This window comes from Carnobacterium iners (assembly GCF_900177385.1).
Classification (GTDB): Bacteria; Bacillota; Bacilli; order Lactobacillales; family Carnobacteriaceae; genus Carnobacterium_A; species Carnobacterium_A iners.
The window spans coordinates 1,189,649-1,206,341 of record NZ_FXBJ01000002.1 but is presented as its reverse complement, the minus strand read 5'-3'; the positions used below and the strand labels follow the sequence as shown (position 1 = coordinate 1,206,341).

Below are 16,693 nucleotides of genomic sequence, written 5' to 3'. Positions count from 1 at the left end.
TTTTAGTTTTTATAAATATTTCTAACATCCATTAAATCTTTTCCAAATACTTTTTTTGCCGGGTCTTCTAGTTGCTTAATCATGCGCAAATTATACGCATCATGGATAATGTATTCTTTAGCTAACTTAACCATCGAATGATTTCTTGTCCAAATAACATCTGGCTGATCTGTTGGCAATGTCCCATAAACCACTTCTTTTGAATCTGCCACCAGACTAATCCAGCGACTGCCATAATCTTTTAATTTATCTTCTTCAAACCCATGTTTATAAAAACGTGTAAATGGTAGCTCATACCGATGTGCTTGACTGAATAAAATAACGATAAAGTTCTCTAAGCGTTTTTCTGCTTTAGTAAGCAATTCTACCATCTCTGTTGTTAAATCTTCTTCCCAAACTTGTAAGTACAAATCTTTTTTTGAACTTTCAATTAATTCATTTATTTTTTCAATGACTTGATTGTATTCTGAAAAATTCCATAACGTTTCTGTTATTTCTGTTTCTTCAATACTGCCTAAACTCTTTTCAATTTCATCAAAATCACTTTGTGTTTTCTTCTTTAATTGTTCAATCACCTTTTCAACTGGCTGAGCCATATAAAGCACTGGGTCTGTGTTGCTGCAAATAACAATTCCTTTTTTTAACAACACATTTAGCGTATTGTATACTTTCGAGCGAGGAACACTTGAATTCTTGCTTACTTCATAACCTGTTTGGCTAGATTTTTTTAATAAGGCAATATAAACGAGTGTTTCGTATTCTGAAAATTGATAATCCTTCATAACAGCTATTACTGAATTCATTTTTCTCCCCCTTTATCAAGTGATTATTTTCACTTATTTGCTCTTGTTTATTTAGTAGCTACCTTTAGTAACTACTATAATCCTAAATTATTTCTCTGTCAATCTATTTGTGAATAATTTATCTAATTTTTTATTCGTTATTCCAACTTATTACTTGCATCGATAGGTTTCCTCAGATTATATTTAGATTTACTTTATTATTTGATCGGTAAAACACAATGTTGGCAAACAAATTGTGTTTTACCTGTATTCGTTTCCATGTTAAACTGATAAGAGGTATACTACTTATTGTTAAGTAGATTGAACATAAGAGGAGCATGATGGAATGAAAAAAATAGCATTAGGAACAAGTGACTTAATGGTTTCCAATATTGGATTAGGCTGTATGACGATGGCTGGTCTATCCGCAAAAGAAGCAACAGCCGTTGTGGACAACGCTTTAGATTTAGGCGTAAACTTTTTTGATCACGCGGATATCTATGGCGGTGGTAAGTCAGAAGAAATTTTTTCAAAAACGATTGACTTAAAATCGTCTGCTCGAGAAAAGGTGATTATCCAAAGCAAAACAGCTATACGAAAAGGATTTTACGATTACTCAACCGACTACATCCTTAATTCTGTTGATGAAAGTCTAAGTCGGTTGAAAACAGATTATTTAGATGTTCTATTATTGCATCGTCCTGATGCATTGATGGAACCTGACCAAGTAGCAGAAGCTTTTTCTATTTTGGAAAAAAATGGGAAAGTTCGTCATTTTGGCGTAAGCAACCATAATCCAATGCAAATTGAGTTATTAAAACAAAGTGTTGAGCAAGAATTGATTGCCAATCAATTGCAACTCAGCTTAATGCATACTGGAATGATCGATGCGGGTATCAATGTCAATACAAAAGACAACAACAGCATCAACCGTGATGGCAGTATTCTTGATTATAGTCGTCTCAATAAAATGACAATCCAAGCTTGGTCACCTGTTAAAGCCGGTGGAGAAGTTTTCATCGATAATCCGAATTTCCCAGAAGTAAATAATAAACTAAAAGAAATCGGCGAAAGATATGGACTTGACCCTTCGGGTGCAGCTATTGCATGGATTTTACGTCATCCTGCCCATATCCAAACGATTGTTGGAACAATGACACCTGAGCGTTTGAAACAATCTGTCTTAGCCTCTGATGTCCAGTTAACGCGCGAAGAATGGTATGAACTTTACCGCTCTGCTGGAAACCCAGTTCCTTAAAAAAGTATCCACAAACCAAAAAAGTAGTGAGACACTTACTGTCTCACTACTTTTTTGAGTTGATTATTAGGCCATACGCTGTTTGTTTACGTATTGTCTTTTATTTTCAGTCATACCGACTAAACAAATGGGGGCTAAATCTTTACTCGTATCTAATTCGATAGTAGAACCATCAATCGGCAACTCTTGTCTAAAGATAGATTCGTATTCTTCAACACTAATTTTTCTTCTTGCTGATAAATGATTTTTATGTTGGGTACTATTTAAATGATTTTGGTAATCCGGTTGCAAGATTCCGGTAAAGAATTCTCCTACCGCACCTGAGCCGTAACTAAATAATCCAATTCTCGAGCCTGCTTCCAGTCCGGCTGTTTGCTCTAAAAGAGAAAGCAAACTTAAGTACAATGAACCCGTATAGATATTGCCGACTACTTTATTGTATTGAATGCTTTTTTGATAATTTTCTAGTATCCGTTCTTGGTCTTCTTTTGTTCCTTCTGCTTGTAAAGTTGGTTTTAAAGCCTTAAGTCCCATTTTAGTATACGGTACATGGAAACACAGTGCTTCAAAATCTTTAAAAGCTAAACCACTTTTAGCTCGGTATTGTTTCCAGACGGTTTCAAAAAACAAGATGTATTGTTCATTTGAAAATTTTCCATCAACAAATGCCGTATCTGAGTAAGAAGGACGCCAGAAATCCATAATATCTAACGTATGATAGGCACTTTTATCTTCTAGCACCATTATTTTAGGATCTGCACTAATCACTAGCGCAACTGCACCGGCCCCTTGTGTTGATTCCCCCGGAGAATTCAGGCCATAGCGAGCAATGTCTGAAGCTAAAACCAGCACTTTACTATCTGGATTTAATGCAATATGACCTTTAGCCATTTGAATTCCTGCTGTCGCTCCATAACAGGCTTGTTTGATTTCAAAAGAACGTGCAGCTGAAGCTAATCCTACTAATTCATGAACATAAACAGCAGCAGATTTAGATTGATCTATCCCTGATTCTGTTCCAAAAATAATCAAATCAATCGCTTTTTTATCTGCTTCGTCTAATAAATTTAATGCCGCATTTGCCGCTAATGTCACTGTATCTTGAGTAAAAGGCGCAACAGCCATCTTTTCTTGTCCAATTCCAATTGTTAATTTGTCTGGTTCTATTCCTCTAGCAGTCGCTAACTCACGCATATCCACATATAAATTTGGCACATAAAACCCAATTTTATCAATCCCTATTTTCAAAAAAATCTCCTCCAATAATCAGCTATCCTAAATGAAACTTACTTTACATTGATCCTATACCAACAGATACATTACACTCGTTAAACTTGATAGCCCATTTAAAGAATAGTACACAATAATTCAAAAAACAAGATGAGAGTACTAAATTAAAGATAACCTTAATATTCTATCCTATTTTTTTAAAAAAATCTTAGGAATTTTATAAAAACTTAAAGTGTCATATTAAAAATAATGGCGTACAATAAGGAGGAATAAGGGCCTTATAAAGACTAGTGACCCAATTATCATAAAGGAGTTGTATCTATTGGAAGAAGTCGTTATTGTTAGTGCCGCAAGAACTCCAATCGGAAAGTTCGGAGGCAGTTTGAACTCTGTTTCTGCTGTTGAACTAGGAACGATTGTTACAAAAGAAGCTCTTAAACGAGCAGCTATTGCTCCTGATCAAGTTGATCAAGTTATTTTTGGTAACGTTTTACAAGCAGGTTCGGGTCAAAATCCTGCCCGTCAAATTGCCGTTCATGCAGGGATCCCATTTGTTACTCCAGGTATGACCGTCAATGAAGTCTGTGGTTCTGGCTTAAAAGCCATCATTCTCGGTAGTCAAGCGATTCAATTAGGCGATGCTGATGTGATAGTCGTTGGCGGTACTGAAAATATGTCTCAAGCTCCTTATCTTTTGGCCTCCCATCGCTGGGGGAAAAAAGCTGGCGATGATACGATGACAGATAGCGTTATGCGAGATGGTCTTTCAGATGCTTTCAGCCAATTACCTATGGGACTAACGGCTGAGACCGTTGCAGAACAATATGGTATTTCAAGATTTGAGCAAGACCAATTTGCATTTGAATCCCAAATGAGAGCTACGACTGCACAAAAAGAGGGCAAATTCACAAAAGAAATTGTCCCTGTGCCTGTTAAGGGAATAAAAGGTAAAGAAGGACTATTTAGTGAAGATGAATTTATTCGGGTATCAACGACTTTAGACAGTTTAGCCAATCTAAAACCGGCTTTTAAAGAAGGTGGTACGGTTACTGCTGGGAATTCATCTGGAATCAATGATGGGGCCGCAGCGCTTGTCTTAATGAAAAAATCATTAGCTAAGCAACTGAGTCTGCCTTATTTAGCAACCATTAAAGGCTACGCAGAAGTTGGTGTCGATCCTGCAATAATGGGATATGCCCCCTATTATGCAATAAAAAACGTTTTGAAAAAAACAACGTTATCCTTAGCAGATATTGATTTAATTGAACTAAATGAAGCTTTCTCTGCTCAAAGTGTTGCTGTTATTAACGATTTGAAGTTAAATCCAGAAAAAGTTAATGTGAACGGTGGCGCAATAGCACTGGGTCACCCCATTGGCGCATCAGGGTCTAGAATTGTCGTTAGCTTAATTCATGAGCTATTAAAAAATAAAGCCCGCTTTGGGCTTGCTTCTTTATGCGTAGGTGGCGGTATAGGCATAGCTATGGTTATTGAAAACAATCAATTGGGATAAATAAATTAAAATCGTTAGTGTAAAATAATTGTTGGAAACTAAAAAAAAGAAACAACTCCTGTGTTAAACTGTTTTTACCACTAAAAACATAGAACAGGAGTTGTTCCTTAATGGACATTATACAGTATGCAGTTGAAAAAATCAGTGAAACAATGGTAAAAAATTTAGATTTAACACAAAAGAAAGAATTGGCTTTCCATAATCTTATTTCTGACGTCCAAGAATCGATGAATCAAATTGGTATTGCTTTAGTAGAAGACTTCATTGAAAACTTAGATGATTCTCTAAAACACTATCCAGGAAGAAAAGAAGCCTGGCATGTTCAACGGAAGAATGATGAGAAACGACTTTCTACTACTATGGGAGACGTCGTCCTAAAACGGACGTACTATAAAAATAAACAAAGTGGTCAGTTTACCTATCTAGTAGACGATCATTTAGACTTAGCTCCTCATAGTCGTATGGACTTAGGATTAGAAGCTGAGATTTTAGAAAGAGTGAAAGATTTATCCTATCAAAAAACAATCGATAGTTTTAAAACTATTTCTATTCGTAGCCGCACATCCGTCATGAACGTCGTTCATAAACATCTATTAGAACCTACTGAGGTCGCTATTCCTTCACAGAAAAAAATAGTGGATGTTTTATATATTGAAGCAGATGAAGACCACGTTGCCTATCAAGATGGTAAAAATCGGTTTATGAAACTTGTGTATGTTTATGAAGGTCGCAAACAAGTGGTTGGTACAGCTAAGCGAATAGAATTGGAAGGGAAACGTTACTTTACTGGGCTTTACCCAAATAATGAAGAATGATGGTTCTCAGTGTTAGACTATCTTGATGAAGCGTATGATTTAGAGAAAGTAAAACACATTTATCTTTCTGGAGATGGCGCTCCCTGGATTAAAGCAGGAGCTAAAATCATTCCAAATAGTACATTTATCCTAGATAGTTTCCATTTAATAAAGTACATTAAAAAAGCCTGCGTGGGTCACCAAGAGTGGTTTTCCATCCTCTACGGATGGATAGTAAAAGGTCAAAAAGATCTCCTTCACTTATTTTATCAAACACGATTAGATGATGAGTTAAACGATTCTGAAAGGATTGCTTTATTAGAGTCTAAAAGGTATATTTTTAGACACTGGACGGCTATTCAAAATCAAAAGAATCTAGATTATTTTGGATGCAGTGCCGAAGGTCACGTGAGCCATGTTCTATCTGCACGATTAAGTTCTAGGCCCTTAGGTTGGAGCCTAACAGGCGCGGAACACATTGCCAAGCTAAGAGCTTATACGCTTAATGGAGGCGATATAAAAGAGGGTCTAGAAAAGGAAAGAAAAGATTGTACTCATCGAACAACGATTGAAAAATTAGATAAACGAGTCAATCGAAAATATGGCCAACAATTCCAAAGTGTATCTGGTAATCTTCCTGCATTGACGCAAAGTAAAAAAACACCATTAAGTATTGTATTAAAAGGTTTACGAGGAAAATAAAGGTTTTCAAATGGATCTGATAAATAAGTAAAAGAAATTTTCTTTTACTTATTTATCAGATGAAGCAAACGAAGTGCGGTAGGCATTGCATAAACGGAGTAAACTACTTTAACCAGGTATCATTATTTTTTTCCAACAATAAGTTGACACTATCATTAAAATCATTTCGTTTGGACCTTCTATCTATCTCTGGTATAATGGTTAGTGAAGATAATTTCAATGCTTAGTTTTCGATCTTTTCTTTTTTTAGATTCAGACGAATTGTGTAAAGCAACTATACTAAGCTAATACGAAAGGGGAAAGATTTATGAAAGTAAACGCAGAATTAAGATCAGAAGTTGGAACGGCTTCAGCTAAGAGGTATAGAAAAGAACATGATATTCCAGCTGTTGTATACAACAAGGGCGGAGACGCTACTTCAATCCTATTTAATGAAAAAGATTTTATTGAGGTATTAAAAAAATTAGGGAAAAACGGTATTTTTGATGTTGTTGTTGAAGGCGAAAAGCCTAAACAAGTTATCATCAAGCATTACCAAAGCTCTGCTATAAAAATTCAAATTTTAGATGTAGAACTTCAAGCAATTGAAAAAGGACAAAAATTAACAGTTACTGTTCCTATTGTTCTTGAAGGAACTGAGAAAGTTAAATTAGGTATGGTCTCACAAACATTAAATGAATTAGAAATTGAAACAACTCCGGATAATATTCCTACCGAATATGTTCTTGATGTTAGCAAACTAACCATCGGTGATTCTATGACTGTTGCAGATATTATCGTAGACAAATCTGTTACTGTTTTTGATGAGCAAGACGAAACAGTTGTAATCGTAGCGCAACCAGCTGCTCTTGAAGAAGAGACAACTGAAGAAGCTGCTGAACCAGAAGTTATTGGTGAAAAAGAAGAATAATTTACCTTCAACTACAAAAGTTATCCCCAGCAAAAAGCGTTTTGTTGGGGATATCTTTTTTTAATTTACCTATCTGTTCTATTATCTTGTCATTCTTATCATTTTTTGCACGTCTCGTTTATTTCTTGTAAAATAAACCTAGACTATTTTTAAATAGACTATTTAACAACAGAAAGGATTACCGCTAATGAATGCAACCCAACCAAAAGCTATTTATATTGATGCAGATGCTTGCCCTGTAAAAGATATCATTATCTCAGAAGGAATAGCTAAACAAATTCCTATTATCTTAGTAACCAGTATTTCTCATTTTTCAACTAAAGAACAGCCCTTCGGAGTTGAAACAATCTATGTAGATACGGGTGCCGAGGCAGCTGATTACCGTATCATGCGTCTACTAAAGAAAGATGATTTACTTGTAACACAAGATTACGGATTAGCTTCATTAGCGCTAGCAAAAGGAGCTATTGTAATACACCATAGTGGGTATCGTTATACTTCAGATAATATTGACCGCTTATTACAAGATCGGTATCTAAGTGCAATGGTTCGTAAAAGTGGCAAGCGAACGAAAGGACCTAAACCTTTTACAGAAGAAAATCGTTCGACGTTCCGCCAGCTTCTTACTGATATCCTTTCAGTTAATTAGTCTTCCTTATACATTAATTTGAACTCTTCACAAACAACAGGTATTTTTTCACTGAATACTAACCTATTTTCTACGTACTCTTTAGAGTAGAAGTCTTTATGAACCGCTCTCCAATACGTTAAGGAGCGATCACCTTCTCCTTCTTTAAAGGCATGATCACTTGTCACTTCATTGTAAGGTACAATATAGACCTTCGTCGTTCGCGTAATACAAATGGCTTGGACCTTACTGTCCATTATTATATTCCATTCGCCAATTTCGGGCAGAGCTTCTCCTTCTAAAGCATATATGTCATAGGCTGAAGAAGTAGCTGTTTTTATTTCTTGCTTTGTTAAGTTAGCTAGTTCGTCAGGCACAACACCATATTGCCAAACTACATATTTTTCATTCTTATATTCTGGGTATTTCTCAATAAATTCTTTCCAAAGTTGTTTTTCATTCATTTTCTTATACCTTCTTTCTAGTGAGTTTTGTCTTCATTGTATTATAGTATAAACGTCTCTATCTATCAAAAAAACCATCAACTGATTACACAAGATGGATTCCTCTCTTGTCATCAGTTGATGGGTTTTTTTATAGTTTAAACTTATTGACCATTTGACTTAAATTTTCTGCTAATGCAGCTAAGTGTTCTGAATTTCCAGATACTTCTTCCATCGAACTACTAATTTGTTGTGTAGCAGCAGACGTTTCTTCTACTCCAGCAGCTGATTCTTCAGAAACAGCGGCAATCTCTTCAATCGAACTTCCCATAATTTCACTATTGACTGCTATACTTTCTAGATTATTAGAAATTTGTTGAATTTCACTGACCATACTTGTGACCGACTTACTAATTTTATTAAACGTTTTTCCGGTTGTTTTAATTTGTGCTGTACCTTCTTCAACTTCTGTATAACCTATTTGTAAAGATTCTCTTACATTTTTTGATTCTTTTTGAATAGTATTTACGAATCCAGTAATATCTGCAATGGAGACCGCAACTTGTTCGGCTAGTTTTCTAACCTCGTCTGCAACAACTGCAAATCCTCTACCATGTTCTCCCGCTCTTGCCGCTTCGATTGCTGCGTTTAGAGCCAATAAGTTTGTCTGATCTGCAACGGTTTGAATAATGGAAACTAAATCGGATATTTCTTTTGTTTGGTTATCCAATGTTCCCATTTTTTCAACCGTATCTTGGACAATTCGATCAATTTTTTGCATTTGCTGAGTAGAAGATTCCATCAATTCTGCACCTTGATTGGTCATTTCTAAAACTTGTTGAGACGTTTTATTAATTTGGTCTCCTCTTTTGTTTGTATCTTGAACTTTTTTAGTAAAATTACCCATTACAATCGATAGGCTGCTCGCTGTATTAGCTTGTGTTTCTGAACCTGTAGCTAGTTCTTGCATCGTTGTTGCTACTTGTTCTGAGCCAGCTTTTACTTCAAACGCTGACTGCGTTAACTCTTCACTGTTAGCTGTCAATGTTTCCGAAGCAACTGAAAGATTGTGAATCATCTCTTTTAATACATTTTGCATAACATTCATTGATTCGGATAATTGGCCGGTCTCATCTTTAGTTGCTACCGTTAATGGCTCAACTTTTAAGTTACCATCTGAGATTTCTTTCATTTGTTTCATAACAAGTTTAATTGGTCTTGTGATGTTTCTTGAGGTAATATAAGCAATGATTGCAGAAAATACTGCCACAATAATCGTCACAATAATCCCAGAGTTTCTCATTGTTTTGCCGTTTGCTATAATTTCTTGACCTAAATCTTGAATTCTTTTTTCTCGATAAGTCGATAAATCCGAAAAGCCCTTTTCTAATTCTTGTTCCAATGCTTTAGCTTGGAGATTCATAATATCTTCAGCTTTAGATTTTTCCCCATTATCATACGCTTCGAAAGTTTCATCCGTCAAATTTCCTAAAGAAATTTTTCTACCAATGAGTTTTTTCATTTCAGGTGCGTCACTCGTCTCAAGAGCTGTATTTTCTAGTGCTATCGCACCTGCTAATTCTTCATTAAATTGTGTGCGGTAAGCTTCATCTTCATATAATAAAAATCCACGTACCAAACTTGTCCGCTTATGAACATCTACTAATAATGCATTATTGGTAATTAAAAGTTTTAGTTCTTTTTCCATAACGGTTTCCACTGACTTATTTACATCGTTTAAAGAAATCACATTGTACATACTTTGCATCATGATTAACACAACTATTACAGCAAATCCTGCCAGTATTTTTGTATTTAAGCTTGTAATTCTATCTTTTTTTTCTTTTCTTTTTTTCATTTTTTTAATCCTCTTTTTCATTAGTTTAGTTTAATCCTGTCATGTTGTCTTACTTTTACTTATGTACAGTTTAAAAATTAATACAAGCTAGCTTTTTAAAAACTGATTTGTACTCTATTCAAACTTGTCAGACACCTGCCTTCTATTTTCATCTCATTTTTTATATCGGTCTATTTAATTAAAACTTTATAGCAAAAGAAAAAATACTAAGACAATTGTCTCAGTATTTTCAAATACAACTATAAAAGTTAAATAAAGATATAATCCCCTGAACTATAATCATATTGCAAGCTTCCATTATTTTTACATTTATCGTCAACAAGTGCACCATTCTTAATCTCGATTACACGATTGTGTACTTTATTTACAATAGCAAGGTTATGGGTGACCATAATAATGGTCGTACCCGTTAAATTAATACGGTAAAACAAACGCATAATTTCTAGAGCTGTTTTAGGGTCTAAATTTCCAGTCGGCTCATCTGCAATAAGAACTTTAGGTTTGTTAGCGATTGCTCGTGCAATTCCCACTCTTTGTTGTTCTCCACCAGATAATTCTGTAGGTTTTTGATCAGCTTTATCTTCAAGTTCAACTTGAATCAACACTTCTATTACACGGGCTTTTATCTCTTCAGGATTTGTTCCGATTACTTCTAATGCATAAGAAATATTTTCAAAAACCGTACGATTTTTCAATAACCGATAATCTTGGAAGACTACCCCTATTTGGCGTCTTAATTTAGGAATGTCTTTACTTTTTATTTTTGCTAAATCAAATCCACAAACAGTCATTTTCCCTTTAGTCATTTTCTCTTCTCGGATAATTAGCTTTGCAAAAGTCGATTTTCCAGAACCACTTGCTCCAATGATATAGACAAATTCTCCAGCTTCAATCGATACCGACATATCCCGAAGTGCTTTTACTCCTTTAGGATAGGTTTTTCCTACATTTTCCATCTTAATCATGCTTCATCACCTATCTACCCTCAAATTCTTTCCTGACTCATTTTGAGTCAACCTAACATCGTAAATGCGTTTGCCTAAGGAGACATGTCACTAAATGTACTATTATGCTTATTATTTTAGCAATAAAAATTTCGGTCTATTGTTTGAATTGGTTAATGACTGACATCATTTCATCTGTTCCTTGTGCTACTTTCATATTCAAAGAATACGAGCGTTGGGCTAACATCATATCTGTAATAGCCGTAGCTAAATCTGTGTTAGAAGCCTCTAAATAATGCTGCTGAATTAAGCCATCTTGTTCAACAAAATCACCAATATAACTGAACTTATTTTCTCCTACTGAAACCATTGCATCTGTGTTAGCAGGGTTAAACAAAGATATTTTTCCAACGAGTGTATTTCCGTTAGCTGATTGAATACGAACGTCACCAGTTTCAGAAATACTAACGTCTCCTTCAGGCCATTGTTCAACTGGGATAGCCGCTTCAATTGCTAAACGATCGCCATTTCCGTTAGTAATAGACTTATCGCCGTTCAGTTGAAAAGCGCCATCGCGAGTTAAATAGAATTGATTATTTGTATCGGTTACTCCAAAAAAACCATTGCCTTCAATAGCTAAATGATACGGATTAGTATCAGAAATTAGCGACCCTTGCGCATGATTCATAGTGGTATAACCACTTTTTGTCCCTCTATTAATTGCGCCATTTTGCGCTTGATCGGATAACAGGATGTTTCCACCCTTCATATCATTTTTCAATAATTCATTGAAGCGGATATTTTTTGATTTATAGCCGGTTGTATTCACATTAGCAATGTCATTTGATAGAGCATCCATCGATGTTTGAATAGCATTTAACCCACTTTTACTGATACTTAAAGGTATACTCAACTTCTTTTTCCTCCTAGACTCTTCCAATTTCATTGACTGATTTTTTTAACGTTTCATCAGCTACACTTAGCACTTTTTGATTGGCTCCAAATTCTCTAGAAACAAGCATTAAATTAGTGATTTCATCAACTGTTTTAACGTTTGACGTCTCTATCATTCCTTGAAAGACTGTCATTTCACCATTCATTATCGTTCCACCTTGCCCTGTATACAATGTGCCACCCATACTATTTAGAGTGGCTGGGTTTTCAAATTCAGTTAACAAGAGCTGCAATGCTGTACCATTAATCATTCCTGAACTATTTACTGAAAAGTCAGTTGCATTCATCTGGATAGGAGTTGGTTGACCACTTGCATCTTTACCCATCACACGGTGTCCATCCTGATTGACGAGTTCCCCGTTATCGTTTGCTAAAAACTGACCATTTTTTGTGTAGTACGTTTGTCCATCATCTCCAGCTAATGTAAAAAAGCCATTTCCACTTAGAGCAAAATCTGTTTGAGAAGATGTTCCTTTCAATCCACCTGGTTCAAAGTTCTTGAAAACTTCATCTAGTTGATTGCCGAAACTAAAACCACCTAGGTTTTGTTGTTGGTTCAATTTAGGACCTCCTAGATGATTAACCATTGTCTTAGAAGCCAGTGTACTTTGAATCAATTCCTGTGACTTATATCCTGCTGTGTTTATATTAGCAACATTCGCACTGATATTTTCTTGCCTTTTTTGTAAAACATTAAAATTCCGGCTAAGCGTATCTATACTTCTAATCATCGTATTCTCTCCTCATCGACTCTCTTAGTTTCACTATTATTTTTCCATGAATTTGTGAAACACGTGGCACAGATATATCAAAAACGTACGCAATTTCTTTTAAAGATAGTTCATCAACATAGTACATATTCAAAACAATTTGTTCTCTCTCAGATAACTGAGTGATATGTTCTGTTAACAATCCTTGACGCTCTTTGTTGGTAAGAATATCCTGGGTATCTTCTACTTGTTTATCTTCTAAAAAATTAATCAATTCATTTTCATTGCCATCATCACTAAACATAGCTTTTTCTAAAGAAACAGAAGCTAGCTGATGAACGGTTTCATGTATTTTAGATAACTGCTTTTCAGTAATAGCCAATTCCTGACAAACTTCTATTTCTGTCGGCGTTCGCATCATTGATTTCTCAAGATTTTCTTTCGCACGGTAATATTCATTTAAGCGAGTCATGCGTGTTCTTGAAACAGGTGCTGTTTTTCTGACTTCATCAATAATCGTTCCTTTGATTCTGATGTAAGCATAGCCTTCAAAAGGCACTTTTTTTGATTTATCAAACTTTTCAAGAGCATCCATTAAACCAATCACACCGATATTGTACAAATCATTATGATCATACTCACTGCGTTTAATTTTCAGCCCATTTACCACCTTTTCCACTAAGGGCAGGTATTTTATGATTTCTTTTTCCCGATTGTTTTCATAATACATCTGCTTTCCCCCTCATCTAGAAAATTTGATGAATCTATTTTTTTGTTGGGTTGTCTTAACTTTCTATCATTCCAACGCTTTCAATCACTACATCATTAGGAACTTCATTTAACGATAACACTGCTAAATCAGGAAAATTGTATGAAATCAGATTTTTCAAAGCGGGCCTAATTTTAGGTGAAGACAATAAAACATGCGGAACCCCTCTCATAACCAATTGATTATGAGTCGCTGTGATACTGTCAAACAGTTTTGTCACCATTTCTGGCTGAAGAACTGGAATTGAACCGGCGGAAGATTTTTGAATGCTTCGACTAATCATTTCTTCTGTATCTGGCAGTATCGTCACAACTTGCAATACTCCATTATCATCTAAGTGTGGCTTAACTACTGTTCTACTCAATGATTGGCGCACATACTCTGTTAGCAACTCTGCTTCTTTTGTTGTATTCCCATAATCTGCTAATGTTTCTAAGATGGTCACTAAATCGTTGATAGGGATATTTTCTTTTAATAAATTCTGCAGCACTTTTTGAACTTCGCCTAGTCGTAAAATATCTGGAATTAATTCATCAATCACAACACCGTATTTATCTTTAATGCCTTCTAAAAGTTGTTTGACTTCTTGTCTACCCAATAATTCGTAACTTGATTTATAAAGCGTTTCTTTTAAGTGCGTAACTAAAACAGTTAAGGGTTCAACAACCGTATATCCTCTTAAATCTGCGGCTTCTTTATCTGATTCGTTTACCCACATCGCATCTAAACCAAATGCTGGTTCTTTTGTTAAAATACCATCAAAATCAAAATCCGTTTCACCCGGATCGACAATTAAGAATTTATCTAAGAAAAGTTCTCCTTTTGCTACTGTGTTTCCTTTTATTTTGATGAGATAATCGTTTGCTTTTAGCTGCAGATTATCACGAATACGAATCGGACTAAGGAGAATCCCTAGCTCGTGAGAACTTTGTTTGCGAATAATGGAAATGTGATCCATCAAGTTATTGTCCTTTGTCTCATCTGCAATCGGAATCAAACCATAACCAATCTCAACTGAAATCGGATCAACTTGAAACGAAGTGATGGACTCTTCTTCATTTTTTTCTTGCCTTGTACGTAAGGCTGTTTGGCTTTTCATTTCATCTGTTTTATCTTCTGCTTGTTGCTTTTTTTCATTCTCCATAGTCAAGTAACCACTAACACCTGCTGCTAAACCCAACACTAAAAATGGAAGGGTAGGAAAACCAGGTATGATAGCAAATAATATTAAAATAGAGGCCAACATCATCATCACTTTAGGTGAACTAAACAGCTCTTTACCTACTACAGTACCAAAACCTGTACTGCTTCCTGAACGTGTTACTAAAATACCAGAAGCAACTGAAATTAATAAGGAAGGAATCTGACTTACTAGTCCATCACCAATTGTTAGTTTTCCAAATTGGTTCAATGCTTCCAAAAAACCCATATCACTTTGGACAGTATGAATGACAATTCCACCGATTAAGTTGATCACTGTAATAATGATACCAGCTATGGCATCACCCTTAACAAACTTACTCGCTCCGTCCATTGCTCCGAAAAACTGTGTTTCTCGTTCTAAATCTGACCGTCTTTTTTTAGCCGTATCTTCGTCAATTAAACCTGAGTTTAAATCGGCATCAATGGACATTTGTTTTCCTGGCATGGCATCTAACGTAAAACGCGCCGATACTTCTGATACACGACTTGCACCATTTGTAACAACCATCAATTGAATGATAACAATGATGATAAAGATAACTGCTCCGACTACAATATTGTTTCCTGCTACGAAATTGGCAAAGGTATCAATAACCGATCCAGCTTCACCGACTGTTAGGATTAGTCGAGTAGAAGAAATATTTAGTGCTAACCTGAACATGGTGGTGATTAGTAATAAGGTTGGAAAGGTTGAAAACTCTAATACGCTTTTAGAAAAAAGAGTCAATAGTAATATAGTAATGGATAATGCAATATTGACAACCAACATAAAATCCAATAAAAAAGATGGCAGTGGAATAATAATCATTCCTAAAATAGCGACTACAAAAAAGGCTATTAAGACATCTAATGATTCTGTTAGTTTTCCAAATTTTCCCGTAAAAGCAGTTAACATCTCTTCGACTCCTCATCTTCTAAAGCAATTTTAAATTTTGCGTTTATTCATTTGTTCCATTTGATAAACCAAGGCTAAAATTTCAGCAATCGCTTGATACATATCTACTGGAACAGGCTGTCCCACTTCAATCGATTTATACATCGCCCTAGCAACTGGTTTATTTTCTATAATAGGAACATTCGATTCTTTTGCTCGTTCTCTAATTTTAGCTGCTTGATGGTCGGCTCCTTTAGCAACAATAATCGGTACTTCATCTTTTCCTTTTTCGTAACGAATAGCGATGGCCAGGTGAGTCGGGTTTGTGATGACCGCTGTCGCTGTTTCCACATCCATCAATGAACCACTGGTCATCTGTCTGTGGAATTGCTTACGCTTACCTTTAATCTGTGGATCTCCTTCACTTTCCTTGTACTCATCTTTTAATTCTTGTTTAGACATCTTCAACCCATTGCGGTAATCATAGATTTGGTAAAGGTAATCTGCGATACCTAATACCAACAATACTATTCCTAATTGGACACCTAAGCTTTTAACTAATTCCATAACTAAGAAGAATAATTTCTCAGTACCAACATTACTTGAGTTTATCACGTGGTTTATCGAAGATGAAATCATCAAGTATGACATCCAAAAAACTAAACCAAGCTTCATAATATTTTTTAACAAAGCAAACAGTGTTTTTTTACTAAACATGTTCTTAAATCCACTAACTGGATTTATTTTTTTAATATCAAATTTTATAGCCGTAGTTGTAAATAGAAAACCTGTTTGTAGCATGCTTGCTAACAGTGATGCAATAAAACCAATAGCCAGAAAAGGCCCCGCTAATACGAGAGTAAACATAATGGCTTTCATACCGATGTTGCCTAAACTGTTTTCCATTCCAGAGACTAACAGTCCTTCTGATAAGTAAACTCTTAAGTATAAAAATCCTTGCTTTAATATGTATGGTCCTAAAAATGCCGAAGCACCGGTAAAAACGATAAAGGTGATAGCAGAAGTTAAATCTTGGCTTTTAGCAATTTCCCCTTTTTTTCTTGCGTCTTTAAACTTCTTAGGACTGGGTTTTTCTGTTTTGCCATCTTTTTCTGCCATCT

Annotated in this window: 14 protein-coding genes and 1 pseudogene; 5 read left to right on the top strand and 10 right to left on the bottom strand. The window is 35.3% G+C overall.

Annotation, left to right across the window (positions count from 1 at the left end; translation table 11 throughout):
* Nucleotides 1–2: 2 nt before the first annotated feature.
* Entirely contained in the window at nucleotides 3–803 is an 801-nt protein-coding gene (locus B9Y54_RS05915; protein WP_085559407.1) for a TrmB family transcriptional regulator, read from the bottom strand.
* A gap of 325 nt (nucleotides 804–1,128) precedes the next feature.
* Here B9Y54_RS05915 and B9Y54_RS05910 point away from each other — a divergent pair, with 325 nt between their 5' ends.
* Complete coding sequence (locus B9Y54_RS05910; RefSeq protein ID WP_085559406.1) at nucleotides 1,129–2,040, top strand: aldo/keto reductase; 912 nt, start codon at nucleotides 1,129–1,131, stop codon at nucleotides 2,038–2,040.
* A gap of 66 nt (nucleotides 2,041–2,106) precedes the next feature.
* Here B9Y54_RS05910 and B9Y54_RS05905 read toward each other — a convergent pair whose 3' ends face one another.
* Nucleotides 2,107–3,288, bottom strand: coding sequence for a hydroxymethylglutaryl-CoA synthase (locus tag B9Y54_RS05905; protein WP_085559405.1), 1,182 nt, complete (start codon nucleotides 3,286–3,288; stop codon nucleotides 2,107–2,109).
* 304 nt (nucleotides 3,289–3,592) lie between these two features.
* Here B9Y54_RS05905 and B9Y54_RS05900 point away from each other — a divergent pair, with 304 nt between their 5' ends.
* The 4 genes and pseudogenes from B9Y54_RS05900 to B9Y54_RS05880 all read left to right on the top strand — a co-directional run bounded on the left by B9Y54_RS05900 (nucleotide 3,593) and on the right by B9Y54_RS05880 (nucleotide 7,838).
* Nucleotides 3,593–4,783, top strand: coding sequence for an acetyl-CoA C-acetyltransferase (locus B9Y54_RS05900; RefSeq protein ID WP_085559404.1), 1,191 nt, complete (start codon nucleotides 3,593–3,595; stop codon nucleotides 4,781–4,783).
* 110 nt (nucleotides 4,784–4,893) lie between these two features.
* A pseudogene (locus tag B9Y54_RS12755) lies at nucleotides 4,894–6,279 on the top strand (ISLre2 family transposase).
* Between the two features lie 307 nt (nucleotides 6,280–6,586).
* A complete protein-coding gene (locus tag B9Y54_RS05885; RefSeq protein ID WP_085559401.1) occupies nucleotides 6,587–7,189 on the top strand; it encodes a 50S ribosomal protein L25 in 603 nt (200 codons plus the stop codon).
* Between the two features lie 187 nt (nucleotides 7,190–7,376).
* Nucleotides 7,377–7,838, top strand: coding sequence for a YaiI/YqxD family protein (locus B9Y54_RS05880; RefSeq protein ID WP_085559400.1), 462 nt, complete (start codon nucleotides 7,377–7,379; stop codon nucleotides 7,836–7,838).
* Here the strand turns inward: B9Y54_RS05880 and B9Y54_RS05875 are convergent.
* The 8 genes from B9Y54_RS05875 to flhB all read right to left on the bottom strand — a co-directional run bounded on the left by B9Y54_RS05875 (nucleotide 7,835) and on the right by flhB (nucleotide 16,691).
* Nucleotides 7,835–8,281 carry an ASCH domain-containing protein gene (locus B9Y54_RS05875; protein ID WP_085559399.1) on the bottom strand — a complete coding sequence of 149 codons (447 nt, stop codon included), beginning with the start codon at nucleotides 8,279–8,281 and terminating at the stop codon, nucleotides 7,835–7,837. The genes B9Y54_RS05880 and B9Y54_RS05875 overlap by 4 nt on opposite strands.
* 130 nt (nucleotides 8,282–8,411) lie before the next feature.
* A complete protein-coding gene (locus B9Y54_RS05870; RefSeq protein ID WP_085559398.1) occupies nucleotides 8,412–10,118 on the bottom strand; it encodes a methyl-accepting chemotaxis protein in 1,707 nt (568 codons plus the stop codon).
* 248 nt (nucleotides 10,119–10,366) lie between these two features.
* Nucleotides 10,367–11,083, bottom strand: coding sequence for a cell division ATP-binding protein FtsE (gene ftsE, locus B9Y54_RS05865; protein WP_090004984.1), 717 nt, complete (start codon nucleotides 11,081–11,083; stop codon nucleotides 10,367–10,369).
* Nucleotides 11,084–11,219: 136 nt separating this feature from the next.
* Entirely contained in the window at nucleotides 11,220–11,975 is a 756-nt protein-coding gene (locus B9Y54_RS05860; protein ID WP_234987845.1) for a flagellar hook-basal body protein, read from the bottom strand.
* 13 nt (nucleotides 11,976–11,988) lie between these two features.
* The gene (locus B9Y54_RS05855) at nucleotides 11,989–12,747 is read right to left on the bottom strand and encodes a flagellar hook-basal body protein (protein WP_085559396.1); all 759 of its coding nucleotides are present in this window, start codon (nucleotides 12,745–12,747) and stop codon (nucleotides 11,989–11,991) included.
* Nucleotides 12,740–13,456 (bottom strand): sigma-70 family RNA polymerase sigma factor, encoded by a 717-nt coding sequence (locus B9Y54_RS05850; protein ID WP_085559395.1) that lies wholly within the window; start codon nucleotides 13,454–13,456, stop codon nucleotides 12,740–12,742. The genes B9Y54_RS05855 and B9Y54_RS05850 overlap by 8 nt, the downstream gene beginning before the upstream one ends.
* Before the next feature lie 55 nt (nucleotides 13,457–13,511).
* Nucleotides 13,512–15,593: a flagellar biosynthesis protein FlhA gene (flhA, locus tag B9Y54_RS05845; RefSeq protein WP_085559394.1), complete on the bottom strand. Its 2,082-nt coding sequence runs from the start codon at nucleotides 15,591–15,593 to the stop codon at nucleotides 13,512–13,514.
* A gap of 30 nt (nucleotides 15,594–15,623) precedes the next feature.
* Nucleotides 15,624–16,691: a flagellar biosynthesis protein FlhB gene (flhB, locus tag B9Y54_RS05840; RefSeq protein WP_085559393.1), complete on the bottom strand. Its 1,068-nt coding sequence runs from the start codon at nucleotides 16,689–16,691 to the stop codon at nucleotides 15,624–15,626.
* Between the last annotated feature and the right edge of the window lie 2 nt (nucleotides 16,692–16,693).